Origin of the sequence: Blautia glucerasea, assembly GCF_013304385.1 — a bacterium.
In the GTDB taxonomy this organism is placed as follows: Bacteria; Bacillota; Clostridia; order Lachnospirales; family Lachnospiraceae; genus Blautia_A; species Blautia_A ammoniilytica.
The window spans coordinates 1-12,810 of record NZ_JAAITU010000036.1; the positions used below are offsets into that span (position 1 = coordinate 1).

Sequence of the window (12,810 nt, forward strand, 5' to 3'; positions counted from 1 at the left end):
TACCATAGAAGACCTTGCTGTTATTAGCTATTTACAGAAAAAGTTTCACACACTCTCCTCTGGGAGTGATTGTTTTTTGAAGGGTGATATTGCCTCAGTTCGAAGCGGCAGACGGTGTTGATCTATTATGTTGCCTGATGCTTTAATGCTCTTTTGTTGTTGCCAGTTCTTTATGAAGATGTAGAGCCATAAACACAGTAACAATAGCAGAAATTACATCGGCAATCGGTTGTGCATATAGTATTCCATTTATGCCCCAGAATGATGGGAGCAACAGAATGATCGGAACAAAGCAAATACCTTGTCGGCAAGCCCCAAGAACGAATCCGGCGGTGCCTTTTCCAAGTGCAAGAAACAGAGAAGAATACACTGTGTAAAATCCAAATACGAAGAAGGAAAATCCATTTGCCATTAGCGATTTTTGACCTACAGAAATCATCTCTGTATTGCCTTCTGTAAATTGCGAAATAATCTGTGTGGAAAATAGGGCTATTGTCAATCCCACAACTACACAAAATATTGTTGACCATAAGATAGAAGTTTTAATTGCTTCCCTGAGCCGATCAAACTTTTTGGCACCATAGCTAAAGCCGGCAATTGGTTGGAAACCTTTTAAGAAGCCGAACACAACCAGAGTTCCCATTGAAGTGATTCTTGTAACAGCGCCCATTCCGGCGATAACAGCATCTCCATAGATATTAGCTTCCCGGTTTATGAATGCGATAGAAAGGCTTGTAAGAAGCTGGAAAGTCAATGTGGGTATACCGATTTTCAGAATTTCAGTTATGATCTGCTTAGAAGGACAAAATTCCTTAATGGAAAATGTAAAAGCGCTTTTTTTCTGTAATGCATAAATTAAATATACAAGAGTAGAAGCCATTTGAGAAATTGCTGTAGCGATTGCCGCACCAGCAACCCCCATGTCGAGAGTATAGATGAAAATAGGATCTAAACCAATATTCAATACAGCTCCTAATAATAATGCACACATAGTTGTTTTTGCGGCGCCTTCACTTGCAACGATATTGTTCATCGTTACATTAAATACATTGAAAATACATGAAATAACATAGATTCTTCCATAAGAAAGGGCGTATGGCATAATCGTGTCTGTTGCACCTAACATGGTTAAAATAGGTTTCAAAAAAATTGCAGTTCCGATAATAATAACTGCGCCAATACAAACACTGCTGTATAATGCAGTACTGGCGACTTTACTTGCAGCTTCCCTATCTCCTCGCCCTAAAAGTCTTGATAAGTAGGAGGCGGCACCATTGCCAAACATCAGACCTAAACCAACAACTACTTGTCCTAAAGGAAACGCAATGGAAATTGCACCCATTTGACTCTCGCCAAGTCCTCCTATGAAATAAGCATCCACCAAATTGTAGAGAGCGTTAATAAGCATACCAATCATTATCGGTATACCAAGAGCCATTAGTGCTTGGGGAACAGGTGCATTTCCTAATAAATCCATTTTGTTGTTATTCTTGTTCATTTCAAATACTCCTTTCAATTAAGAATATAAATTATAGTAGTATAAATTATAGTATACTACGTGAGAGAATACTACTATAATTTATAGTAGTTGTCAAGCGTGTATCCTGCAATTTCCTTGACAAGAGGTATAAAATCAAATACTATAAATTACAGTATATATAACCGTAAGTATTTTATAGCTTTCGTGGATATAGAAAGTGGGTGAACTATGGCTACAATAGATTTAATTGTGTTAGGAATATTGAAAAAGGAACCGATGGGAGCCTATGATATTCAAAAATTAGTGGAATATCGTAATATATCAAAATGGGTAAAAATCAGTACACCATCCATTTACAAAAAAGCAATTCAGTTGGAGGAAAAAGGCTTCATTAAAGGAGAAATTGTGAAAGAAGGTAAGATGCCTGAAAAAGCAGTTTATTCATTAACAGATGAAGGCGAAAAAGAATTTGTAAAGCTTATGATGGAAACAGCCTCTAAACCCATTCACTTTTTTTTAGATTTTAATGCAGTAATTGTAAATTTGGATAAGTTACCGCCTGAAAGTCAACAATCATGTATTGCCAGTATTGAGGAAAATATTGAAATATTAAAAACTTATCTGGAGGAAAATCTTCGAGAGAAAGAGAATGATCCGGAAATCCCTAAGACTGGTATGGCAGTATTGCAACAGCAGATAGTTTTGGCGGATGCTATTGAAAAATGGATTATTTCTCTAAAAAAAGACTTTTGATGAAGAAGTCACTAGCTGATTTCTTATTAGGTCTGCAGGATTGGGAAGAAACAGGGATGGATGCCGACCTATGTTCCGGCTTTGTAGCCAGAACATAGAAATTTTCTTAGTGGGGAATCTCCCTCAAACCCGGTGCTCCTTATATCCTGCAGATTAAACTTCAAATTTATACCCATATCCAACTACTGTTTTTATGTAATTCTTGTCGCTGGAATACTTTTTTATCTTCTTGCGTATTTGAAAAATAGTGTTTTCCACGGCGTGGAAATAACCATTTGCTTTTTCATGCCAAACTGCTTCATAAATCTGTTGTTTAGTAAAAGCCATCCCTGGATTAGAATATAGCATATAAAGTACATCAAATTCTTTTACAGAAAAGTTAATGTCTTTTCGTACTATTAAGCCGTAGGTCGTAAAGGTCTGCGACTTTAACTTTACCCGGAAAGGAGCTGCCACATATATAGGCAGTGCTGTAATTTTAACAGTAACGGTCACCAATCTATGGGGATGGCTTGTATATCCGGCTGAAATGCTAAAAAATCAGTGGTTCTTATTTATCACTTCACTCTGCCCCGGTAATTATGTGTTTGCCGTTTCTGGCTCTTGCAGCTATTGCGATTCTACTGGTCTATTACCAGACTATTTGCAGGTAAAGCATTGCTCTGGTTTTGAATTTGAGTTTTGGCAGTCTAATAATAGCATTTTAGATTAGCTGTGATAAGGTGAAACAGATTAGGAGGAAAGTAAATTGCATTACAAAGACAAAAACCTACAGATAGATATTCGCTGTCATACTGTTTTTATGAATGATCAAAAGATTGAATTGAGTCTGAAAGAATTTACGGTACTAAAATATCTAACAGAACATCCTGGCTGGGTATTCTCTCACGAGGAGATTTATCGTAATGTCTGGAAGGAAGAACCGATTGACTGTGCTAATGCGGTTATGTGCTGCATTAGCCAGCTTCGTAAAAAGTTAAAAGTAGATTCACGGAACTGGAATTACATCCGCACCGTCCGAGGTGTGGGCTATAAGTTTCAACCACTCTCAGGGGAGTAACATCCTCTGGGAGTTTTTTGTCATATTTGTTGCACTTTTCGGCTCTGGTACGTACAGAAATAGAAAAGAAACATATCCCAAAATGTATACATTTTAGAAGTACGTTCCGGAAAGAGGGATTATATTTCAAAAAGGTTACACACACAGTTTTGAAATATACCAATAAAAGTGTGGATATTTTGGGACATGGAAAGGAGAAATGTGGATGCAGATATATGGATATCACCGTACCAGTACAAAGGAGCAGCATCTTGACCGTGGCATACAGGAAATTGAGCGGTACTGTAACGAGCATGAGATGGCACTTACGAATATTTTTACGGATCAGGAGACAGGGAAGAATTTTAATCGTCCGAGATATACCGTTTTAGTGGAGGATGTCCTGCGGCCGGGAGATATTTTGATTGTTACAGAATTGGACAGACTGGGAAGAAACAAGTATGACACCATGCAACAGATCCAGCGGATTAAGAACATGGGAGTGCGGCTTATGGTTCTGGAACTGCCGACTACGCTTATGGATTTATCTGTGATGGATAATGCGATGGCAAGGATGATGCTGGAAACAATCAATAACATGATGCTGGAGCTTTATGCTTCTATGGCGCAGGCAGAGCTGGAGAAAAAGGAGAAGCGACAGCGGGAAGGGATAGAAGCGAAGAAATTGCGGGGCGAATGGGATGATTATGGAAGACCAAGTGTGATGAAGCAGGAAACTTTTGATGAGAACTTTCAAAGCGTAGTTTCTGGAGAAACGACACCTACACAGCTTCGTAAAAATTTGGGAATGACGCACTCAACTTTTTATCGCTATCGAAAAACTTTTTATGAAAAATACCCGGAACTTTCAAATTCTGCAAATTAAAGTCCTATTACTTATATAGACCAAAGAATTTCAGGAGGAAAGAAATATGAGTGAAAAGAGAATAGGTACTTTAATTTATGATCCATCAATGGGAAGATTTGATATCCGGTTTGGGATTGAATCTTATTATGGAGGTCTTCATTGCGGAGAATGTTTTGATGTGAAGGTAAAGGATGCATGGATTCCGGTTCGGATTGAAATGGATGAAGACTGGTATCTGGTAGGGCTTCCTAAGACGAGTCTCAGTGGACTGACGGTTCGAATGTAGGAGGAGCATATGATGGAAGCTAAAAAGAAATATGAAAAGCCGGCATTCCGATTGGTGACAGATTTGGGGAGTATTTTGGAATGTCTGTATGAGGTATATGGAACGGATGGAACGATGTTGATTGCTGGGAACAAGTTATCGGATACGGTAATCTATCCGTTTATCCGCATGATTAAAAAGAAATGCAAAGCAGTGGATGCGGAAAAGCTGAATCTGATGCTCTGGAAGATTTATATGGTAAGTTCGAGAAAAGAAGAATTTGTGACGGCTGCTAAGAAAGAGCTGCAGCCTTATTTGACCAAGAAAGATGAAAAACAGATTGACACCACATATGACACCACATATACTATAGATAGGAGGCATTAAAGATGTCGAAATGGGATAAACTATTGACAAGAATTTGCTCATTATCGAAAGACCTTCGTTTTGATGAACTAAGAAAAGTATTAGAAAGTTATGGATATGAGATAAATGCTCCGAGAAGTGGGAGCAGCCATTATACATTCCGTAAAGCGGGATGCCAGCCGATAACAATACCGAAACACGAACCAATCAAGAAAATTTATGTTGAAATGGTAAAGCAGATTGTAGAAAGTGAGGCGAAAAACGATGAAGACACTGAATGATTATTTGGCAATGTCCTATCGCATGGAAATTGTGGAAGATAAGGATGAAGGTGGATTTGTGGTTTCTTATCCGGAACTGCCGGGATGCATCACCTGTGGAGAGACGATAGAAAGGGCAGTTGAAAATGCAGCGGATGCAAAAAAAGCATGGTTAGAAGCTGCACTGGAAGAAGGGATTGAGATTCACGAACCGGGAAGCCTGGAAGAGTATTCGGGACAGTTTAAAATAAGGATGCCACGCAGCTTACACCGGGATCTGGCGGAACACTCAAAAAAAGAAGGCATCAGTATGAATCAATACTGTATATATCTTCTTTCAAAGAATGATGCGCTGTTAGTAAAATAAATATACAAGAATATAGATGAAAAGAGCCGTCCGGATGGGCGGCTCGAAGTATTCTTTCTTTGATTAAAAATGATATTGTTCTAGCAGATAGATAGGAAGTGTTTGTACGTTTCCAACGGTTCCGCCTTTGGTATCACCTTTCAGATATAGTAGTTTATTGGCCTTCCCCTGTTCCAATGCCTTCAAGGCAGTAGATGCAGTTCCCTTACCGGCTTTAACTTCAATCAGATAGCGGATGTGAGTTTTCAATGTCTGAGCTACAAAATCAATTTCACCACCTTTATAAGTAGCAAAAGCCGGTGTCTCAAAGATAATTTCTTCCGGGAATTCCTGGCGTTTGGACAAGTTAATGTAAACATAGTTTTCGTTCAATGAGCCATCCATAGTTGATACAGTAGCACCAGTTCTGGAGAGATAATAATATGCAACTCCAAGATCCATGAAGAAGCAGCGGCTTCCCGGTTTGAAATTCAAGATGTCCAGTTCTGTGATTTTGCCACAGAAACCGATGATTCCAGAATGGTAAAGCCAGTTGATAGCACGATAGCAGGTTGCTTTAGAAAGATTACTGGAGTAATTCTTTGTAACGAGCTTTTGCAGTTCTTCACTTATACTGTCCTCATCTAATCCTTTCTTTTCACGAAGCAGAATACGGCAGATGCTTAAAAAGATGTTGGTAAAAACACTAATATCTGTGATGTCATCAAAGTACCGCATAGATTCGTTTAAGAAAATGCGGATGATTCTAACAAGCTCTTTTTGAGCTGCTTCCACGTCTTTTGTGTTAAGGTATGTTTCCACAACCTTTGGATAGCCGCCAATCTGTCTATAGATGTCGTAAACATTCTTTAATTCGTCATATAGTTCCGGTACGGTGTCATCTGCATGATCCAGTGGAAGTGATAGATACTTCTGAAAAAGCTGGTCATCCAATGCTTCCAAAAACTCTTTAAAGGAAAGGGTATAAATACGGATACTGGTAATATCTCCACTGGAGAATTTGAATTCCGGTTCCAGTACACGTCCCAGATAACTTCCAGTTACAATGAAATGCGCTTGAAAATAGCGGGTAAATTCTCGGATACGGTTGAATATCTCTGAGGATTCCTGAATTTCATCAATAATGATGACTGTATCGTTGGTATCTTCAAAATCCGGATCGAAGAGTTTAAAAGCATCGTGAAGCGGCTGCTCCGGTCGTTTTGTACCGGGAGTCCAGTCTGTGGCTTTTTTGTAACATTCCATAAATTGTTTGCCGGACAAATCAAACAGGTTAATGTAGATCTTGTGCCTGAAGTTCTCATCCGCAAATTTATTGATAATATATGTTTTTCCGACCTGTCTGGCACCATTCACTTCCAAGGTGCTGTGGACGGTATCGTTTTTCCAATCCAGAAGCTGATCGTAAACTTTTCTTTTCAGATACATGGGAAATGCTCCTTTCTTTCAACTGTTCCTATTATATCAAAATATGAATGGATAATATAGAGGGTAATTTCTGATAAATGATGAATTGTCTAGTCTGAGCAGTTCTTCACGGGTATTCCGGTTTCTGTCATTACTTTTTCGTACTGAAGAAGCTGTTCCCAGGTCAGCCATTCCGGTTTCTGATCTGTGGGAAAACCATTCCATAATTCTTTCATACGGGCAATATGGTTTTGAACGCTATGATTGCATAGGATAGACGGACTGCGATTTCCGTAGCCCAGATAGTATTCACAGTCAGACTGTAATTTACTTAACATCCGGTACTCGAATTCATAGGAACTTCTTTGATACGGAGCCGGATGAAATGTGTACTCCTGCTGTATGGGATGGGAAGGTTCTCCATCAATATGGTTAAAAGATAAAGAATAAAGATTCGGTTCAGGCTCTTTGCCAAGGTCAATATCCTTCCACAACTTTCCGAATTGGTCCTTATATACCGGACAGGAAAAATCATCCATGCCAGTATACTCAAGCACTAATTTTGTTTTTGCATTTTCATTCATTCTATTAGACCATCCTTTCCTTTATTGCAGACATTGAGGTATATTATTGGGCGCTGTTTCTGCATTCCACTGCAGCTTCGCACGTACATCCATCAGGATGATTCCTAACTGGTTTTCTCCGCAGTTATTGACTTTGCCCCAGAAATAGTCACCCCAGTTGTTTCCTTCAATAAGTGTGGACTCTCCGGTTGCAAGAAGTTTATCCCGGAGTTCCGGGTTCTGCATGAATTTGCACATGCAGATTTCATACATGAGCCGGACTTTCACTTTTTCCCAGTCCGGGCGTAATGTAAGATCTCTGCCGAGTTTCTTTGCATCAGAAGGATTATGCATCCGAAAAATACAGAATTTGCGTTGCTCTCTCGCAGAGAGTGTTTTCTGCGCTTGAAAAGCAGCTTCATTATTTGCATAGGTTTGTCCCATGTAAGAGACCGGTGCCGGATAGAAATTGCTTAGAAAAGCATAATCTCCCCGAAATTCATTGATCTGTGTAGGTATGCGCTTGCTTGTATTTGTTTGATTCATTATAAATTCCTCCTTTGTAAAAGAGGTGCGGCCTTTCAGCCACACCTCAAAATAATTCTCATCTATTGCAGAGATGGTTATGCAATCATCTCCAAAAATTCAGCTTCTGTAAGAATTGGAATACCAAGGCTCTGGGCTTTTGCCAGTTTGCTGCCGGCTTTTTCCCCGCAGATCAGGTAATCGGTTTTCTTTGTTACAGAGCTGCCAGGTTTGGCACCAAGCTCCAGAATCTTATCGTTGATACCGTCTCTGGTAAAATGCTCCAGTTTCCCTGTTGCTACGATGGTACATCCTGTAAATTTGTTTTCTTTTGTCATAATGGTCTCTTCCTTTCTTTGTTCAAATGTGAATTCGTTCTGTAAGTTTTTCCATAAATCAAGATTTGCTTCATCTGCAAACCAGGAATGGATGTTGTGATTTAAGATTTCGCCAAAATCCTCTAACTGAGTGAAGTCGTAATCTCCGACAGCCGCCTGTTCAAATGCAGTTAAATTTCCGGAAAATACGGTGTCCAGAATCCGGCTTTTGGTTCTGCCGATCATAGGAATATCCATGGAAACCAGATAGCGGACAAAGCTGGTCCTCCGGCTGGCGTTGATGGATTCCCACAAGCGGTCGAAAGATTTCTCACCATATCCGTCCAGTGCCACAATATCTTCCCGGTGTTCCTCCAGATGATAGATGTCCTGAAAAGAGTGCAGATAGCCCAGATTCAGGAATTTTTCTAAAGTGGCTTCTGACAGTCCTTCGATGTTCATTGCCTTCTTGCTGGCAAAATGGACAAACCTTCTTGTGATCTGGCTGTCGCACTGCGGATTATCACAATGCAGAGTTTCTACGGTGCGACCGTCGCTGGTCTTACGGCTGTAGGTTCTGGTTTTGGAACCACAGCAAGGGCAGACCGGAGGCGTGATGTCGGTATACCTTCCACGATCCAGATTATCCTCTATATGTGGGATGATCATGTTTCGTTTGGAAACAAGAATCCGGCATCCGGGTACAAGCTCCAGATTTTTGATAAAGGTCAGATTATGAAGGGAAGCTCTGGAAACATCACAGCCGTCAATCTCCACGGTATCGAAGATGCCGACCGGAGCAATCTCTCCGAATCTGGTCGGTGTCCATTCAATTTCACGCAAGAAAGTTTCGTAGGTATCATCCTCAAACTTATAGGCGAGGCCGTCCTTATAGTGGTGTCCGGTTTTTCCGCAGCTTTTGGAGTAGCTGAGACTGTCAAAAATCATGACAATGCCATCGATAGGAAGATGTAAATTTGCTGCTGTGGATACCAATTCCTGAATGAATTTCTCCGCATATTCTTTTGAAAGTCCGGTTCCTGAAATTGAGAAAAACGGGCAGTAACCAAAGCCCAGGTGTGTTAAACCTTCTAATTTGCAGGCTCTGCTGTCCGGGAAGGGAACATCCTCCATTCCTTCTAATACATTGAACGGAAGAAAGCGAACACAACGTCCGATACAGTTCTTCGGATCAAGACTTCGTACTGATCCGGAAGCAAAATTACGTCCGTTTTTATAAGGTTTTCCATTTCCATCACGCAGAGTATCTTTCAGACGTTCAAAATCATTGGTTGGTATAAAAGACTCACCGGTAATGACCAGACGTTCTTTGTGTGGAATGGTAAGCGGTACATTTAAAAATGCCGGGATATTGTGTGTAATATCTTCCCCCACTTCACCATCTCCACGGGTAGAAGCCTGAATCAGTCTGCCATCTTCGTAAATGAGTTTGGTAGTCAAACCGTCCAGTTTCAGCATAAAGAGAACTTCCTGTCCTTTCATGAAATCTAAAAGCTCTGAAATCAGTTTTGTTTTCTCAAGCGAGAGCAGTGGAATCGGATGGGTGACTTTGGCAAGTTCACTGACCGGATAATATCCAACCGTCTGTGTCGGAGAATTTGACAGGATGAAACCAGTCTGTTCCTCCAGTTCCTTCAGTTCGTCAAAGAGTCGGTCATACTCGGCATCAGATACCAGAGGGGCATCCTGATTGTAGTAGGCATGACGGTATTCATTGAGTTGTTTTACAAGATTCTTAATTCTTTTGACTGACATAGAGTCTCCTTTCTTTTGTGGCGTGCCAGTTCCGGAATCATTTGTTTCCGTAATCCTCCTTTCCCTGCGTTCAGGCATAAAAAAAGAGAATGACGCTTATGTTCATTCTCAAAATAGATGTAGTTTCCTGCAAAATAAAAAAAGCCAGAAGTCCCTGCTGCTTGTTGGGCATAGGAAAACTCCTGACTACGTTTCAAACCTAAACTGCGTGTGATAAATCCTTTCCGGATTGACACAAATAATTGATATAAGAACAGTATAACACTAGATGTAGTATATGTCAAATGAAATAGATTCCTCAATGAAGCTTTTGCCTTATGTTGATGACAAATTTGTCGGCTACAGGAATAAAAGCGTTCAGGATTTCAGATTTGCCCTAAGCGAAGGAATTCGTAGCCAGGTATTTTTTGCCACTTTCGTGGAGAAAGTCGAAAACCAGATAAAATCAATCTCTGTCATAAATGCCTCTAAACTGTTTTTACATCGTAGTGGTTATGCAAGTTCTAAATTTAAAAATAATTTTCACGAATAACTAACTTTTCTATATGCTGAATTGTCATAAAATATAGATTATTAAATTTGAAAGCAGATTGAAGGTGATAAACATGAGAAGTTATAAACGGTATACCAGGCGAAAGAGACTTTTGAAGCAAATCGCTGTGGTTGCTTTATCTCCTAATCGGGTATTCACGAAAGAACAGATCTATCAGCATATCTATGAGGAAGCGGAGTCAGAAGTGAATAACCGAATTTACGGTCTGATTAAGAACTTGAGAAAGAAAATAGAAGAAAATCCGGAAACACCGCACTACATAGAAACGATACGTGGTGTTGGTTATCGCTTTCGGGCATAAAAGGAGCCGTCCGGCAATGGGCGGCTCGAAGTGTTTCTCTTGTTGTTTATTTATTGTTTTTTTCGTTGTATACTGATAAAACGAGGTGATAAAAGTGGCATATAGAATTTTGATCGTGGATGATGACATCGAATTATTAAAGATGTTAAAGAACTATTTTGAAATCAAACGATATGATGTAATGATGGCAGAAGATGGCACAGATGCTTTGGAAAAAATCCATAAGAAACCGGATATTATCTTGCTGGACATCAATATGCCTAAAATAGACGGATTAGAAGTATGCAGACGTATCCGGGGCAAAGTAACTTGTCCCATTATCTTCCTGACGGCAAAAGTGGAGGAGCAGGACAGGGTAAACGGGCTTTTATCCGGTGGGGATGACTATATACTGAAGCCGTTTAGTCTGAAAGAACTGGATGCTCGTATTATTGCACATTTGAAGCGTGAGGAGCGTCATAAAGGGAAGTCTGAATACAGATTCCACGGAGACCTCAGTATTGATTATGGAGCAAAGAGGGTTCAGATCGGTGAAAATGATTTGGAGCTTACGAAGCTGGAATATGCAATCATTGAGTTTTTGTCCATGAATCCAGGACAGGTTTTTGACAGGGAGCGGATATACGAAAAGGTGTGTGGTTATGATGCGGAAGGTGACAGCCGTGTTGTTACGGAACTGATCCGGAGAGTGAGAAAGAAACTGGCGGAATATACGCAGACAGAATACATTGAGACAGTATGGGGGATGGGGTATCGATGGAAAAGATAAGAAATTTATCCTTGAAAAAGACAATGGTTTTATATACGATACTCAGCTTGATTGTCACTTTTTTTCTTTCTGTGTCAATTATTGAGATTGCCGGGCAGATACAGGAGGAGGTCTGGTGGAAGTACGTGGATCAGGACGAGTATTATCAGGCAATGAATGACCGCAATGAAAATTTTGAGGTAGTGGTACCGAGACCGAATCAGAGTAAAATGAGCAGAATGGACTGGCATATTTCAGAAACCTGTGATTTCCTTCAGACGTACGGAGTATTGCTTTTTTCTTTTGCCGGATGTGGAATTGCGGTCAGCCTGTTTTACAAAAATAAATTAAAGAGACCGATTCAGGAACTGAAGATGGCATCACAGATGATTGCGGAGGAAGATCTGGATTTTCATATGGCTTATGAGAACGAGGACGAGATGGGGATGCTGTGCAGGGAATTTGAAAGGATGCGTGGGCAGTTGGAAGAAAATAACCGTAGACTTTGGCAGATGATCGAAGATGAGCGGGTACTGCGTGCAGCGATTGCCCATGATATCCGCTCGCCGCTTGCAATCATGCGGGGATATCAGGAAATGCTTTTGGAATTTGTTCCGGAAGATATGCTTGATCAAGAGAAAATGATGGAGATGTTAAGGGGCGGTATGCTTCAGATTGAACGGATGAACCATTTTATTGATAGTATGAGGAAGATGACGAAATTGGAAGAACGGGAATTAAACTGTTCCGTGGTAGATATCCGGCAGTTGATAAACCAGATAGAAGCTCTGGCAGAAGTCGTGGTGGAAAAATCAGAAAAGAATTTTACAGTGACGACAGTGAGAGAATCTGAAATACTGACTGCGGATGAGGAAATCATCATGGAAGTAGCGGATAATCTGTTGGCTAACGCATTCCGCTATGCCAATCAGGAAGTTAGGCTGAAGCTGACAGTGACACCCCAATATCTGAAAATGAGTATCAGGGATGACGGAATTGGATTTCAGGAAAATATCGACAGGGTGACACAGGCGTTTTATCATGAGAATCCACAGGATGACTTAAAGCATTTTGGAATGGGTATGTATATCAGCCGTATCTACTGCGAACGGCATGGTGGGAAACTGCTGATAAAAAATGTAGCAGATGGCGGTGCGGAAGTTGAGGCAGTGTTTAAAAATTATGTATTAGAAGAACAACAGCAGAAATAAATGGCTGTTGT

The 12,810-nt window shown here is 40.3% G+C and carries 17 protein-coding genes; 11 read left to right on the plus strand and 6 right to left on the minus strand.

From position 1 onward, the window contains the following. Nucleotides 1-142: 142 nt before the first annotated feature. Nucleotides 143-1,498 carry an MATE family efflux transporter gene (locus tag G5B11_RS13295; RefSeq protein ID WP_005333407.1) on the minus strand — a complete coding sequence of 452 codons (1,356 nt, stop codon included), beginning with the start codon at nt 1,496-1,498 and terminating at the stop codon, nt 143-145. Nucleotides 1,499-1,708: 210 nt separating this feature from the next. On the opposite strand from G5B11_RS13295, the gene G5B11_RS13300 reads away from it, so the two are divergent. Next, nucleotides 1,709-2,233 (plus strand): PadR family transcriptional regulator, encoded by a 525-nt coding sequence (locus tag G5B11_RS13300; protein WP_005333410.1) that lies wholly within the window; start codon nt 1,709-1,711, stop codon nt 2,231-2,233. Nucleotides 2,234-2,386: 153 nt separating this feature from the next. Here the strand turns inward: G5B11_RS13300 and G5B11_RS19615 are convergent, their stop codons facing one another. Beyond that, nucleotides 2,387-2,728, minus strand: coding sequence for a winged helix-turn-helix domain-containing protein (locus tag G5B11_RS19615; RefSeq protein ID WP_005333412.1), 342 nt, complete (start codon nt 2,726-2,728; stop codon nt 2,387-2,389). A 253-nt stretch (nt 2,729-2,981) separates the two neighbouring features. On the opposite strand from G5B11_RS19615, the gene G5B11_RS13310 reads away from it, so the two are divergent. The 6 genes from G5B11_RS13310 (at nt 2,982) to G5B11_RS13335 (ending at nt 5,398) form a co-directional block, all read left to right on the plus strand. After that, nucleotides 2,982-3,293 (plus strand): winged helix-turn-helix domain-containing protein, encoded by a 312-nt coding sequence (locus G5B11_RS13310; protein ID WP_023921561.1) that lies wholly within the window; start codon nt 2,982-2,984, stop codon nt 3,291-3,293. Nucleotides 3,294-3,498: 205 nt separating this feature from the next. Continuing rightward, nucleotides 3,499-4,158 carry a recombinase family protein gene (locus G5B11_RS13315; protein ID WP_040015506.1) on the plus strand — a complete coding sequence of 220 codons (660 nt, stop codon included), beginning with the start codon at nt 3,499-3,501 and terminating at the stop codon, nt 4,156-4,158. 46 nt (nt 4,159-4,204) lie between these two features. Then, nucleotides 4,205-4,426, plus strand: coding sequence for a DUF5348 domain-containing protein (locus G5B11_RS13320; RefSeq protein WP_005333419.1), 222 nt, complete (start codon nt 4,205-4,207; stop codon nt 4,424-4,426). A 9-nt stretch (nt 4,427-4,435) separates the two neighbouring features. Further along, entirely contained in the window at nt 4,436-4,792 is a 357-nt protein-coding gene (locus G5B11_RS13325) for a hypothetical protein (RefSeq protein WP_005333420.1), read from the plus strand. Nucleotides 4,793-4,794: 2 nt separating this feature from the next. Next, the gene (locus G5B11_RS13330; RefSeq protein WP_005333422.1) at nt 4,795-5,052 is read left to right on the plus strand and encodes a type II toxin-antitoxin system HicA family toxin; all 258 of its coding nucleotides are present in this window, start codon (nt 4,795-4,797) and stop codon (nt 5,050-5,052) included. Beyond that, the gene (locus tag G5B11_RS13335; protein WP_005333424.1) at nt 5,036-5,398 is read left to right on the plus strand and encodes a type II toxin-antitoxin system HicB family antitoxin; all 363 of its coding nucleotides are present in this window, start codon (nt 5,036-5,038) and stop codon (nt 5,396-5,398) included. Before G5B11_RS13330 ends, G5B11_RS13335 begins: the two co-directional genes overlap by 17 nt. Before the next feature lie 63 nt (nt 5,399-5,461). Here G5B11_RS13335 and G5B11_RS13340 read toward each other — a convergent pair whose 3' ends face one another. From G5B11_RS13340 to ligA, 4 genes are all read right to left on the minus strand, one after another. Continuing rightward, entirely contained in the window at nt 5,462-6,826 is a 1,365-nt protein-coding gene (locus G5B11_RS13340) for an ATP-binding protein (RefSeq protein ID WP_005333425.1), read from the minus strand. Nucleotides 6,827-6,915: 89 nt separating this feature from the next. Next, nucleotides 6,916-7,389: an LPD11 domain-containing protein gene (locus G5B11_RS13345; protein ID WP_005333427.1), complete on the minus strand. Its 474-nt coding sequence runs from the start codon at nt 7,387-7,389 to the stop codon at nt 6,916-6,918. Nucleotides 7,390-7,410: 21 nt separating this feature from the next. After that, a complete protein-coding gene (locus G5B11_RS13350) occupies nt 7,411-7,914 on the minus strand; it encodes an NADAR family protein (protein WP_023921566.1) in 504 nt (167 codons plus the stop codon). A 77-nt stretch (nt 7,915-7,991) separates the two neighbouring features. Then, a complete protein-coding gene (gene ligA, locus G5B11_RS13355) occupies nt 7,992-9,986 on the minus strand; it encodes an NAD-dependent DNA ligase LigA (protein WP_040015507.1) in 1,995 nt (664 codons plus the stop codon). Nucleotides 9,987-10,263: 277 nt separating this feature from the next. Here ligA and G5B11_RS13360 point away from each other — a divergent pair, with 277 nt between their 5' ends. From G5B11_RS13360 to G5B11_RS13375, 4 genes are all read left to right on the plus strand, one after another. Then, complete coding sequence (locus G5B11_RS13360; RefSeq protein ID WP_005333435.1) at nt 10,264-10,518, plus strand: hypothetical protein; 255 nt, start codon at nt 10,264-10,266, stop codon at nt 10,516-10,518. Between the two features lie 73 nt (nt 10,519-10,591). Beyond that, nucleotides 10,592-10,840 carry a winged helix-turn-helix domain-containing protein gene (locus G5B11_RS13365; protein WP_005333437.1) on the plus strand — a complete coding sequence of 83 codons (249 nt, stop codon included), beginning with the start codon at nt 10,592-10,594 and terminating at the stop codon, nt 10,838-10,840. A gap of 94 nt (nt 10,841-10,934) precedes the next feature. Beyond that, the gene (locus G5B11_RS13370) at nt 10,935-11,609 is read left to right on the plus strand and encodes a response regulator transcription factor (RefSeq protein WP_023921570.1); all 675 of its coding nucleotides are present in this window, start codon (nt 10,935-10,937) and stop codon (nt 11,607-11,609) included. Then, the gene (locus G5B11_RS13375) at nt 11,597-12,799 is read left to right on the plus strand and encodes a HAMP domain-containing sensor histidine kinase (protein WP_055155762.1); all 1,203 of its coding nucleotides are present in this window, start codon (nt 11,597-11,599) and stop codon (nt 12,797-12,799) included. The genes G5B11_RS13370 and G5B11_RS13375 overlap by 13 nt, the downstream gene beginning before the upstream one ends. Nucleotides 12,800-12,810: the final 11 nt, after the last annotated feature.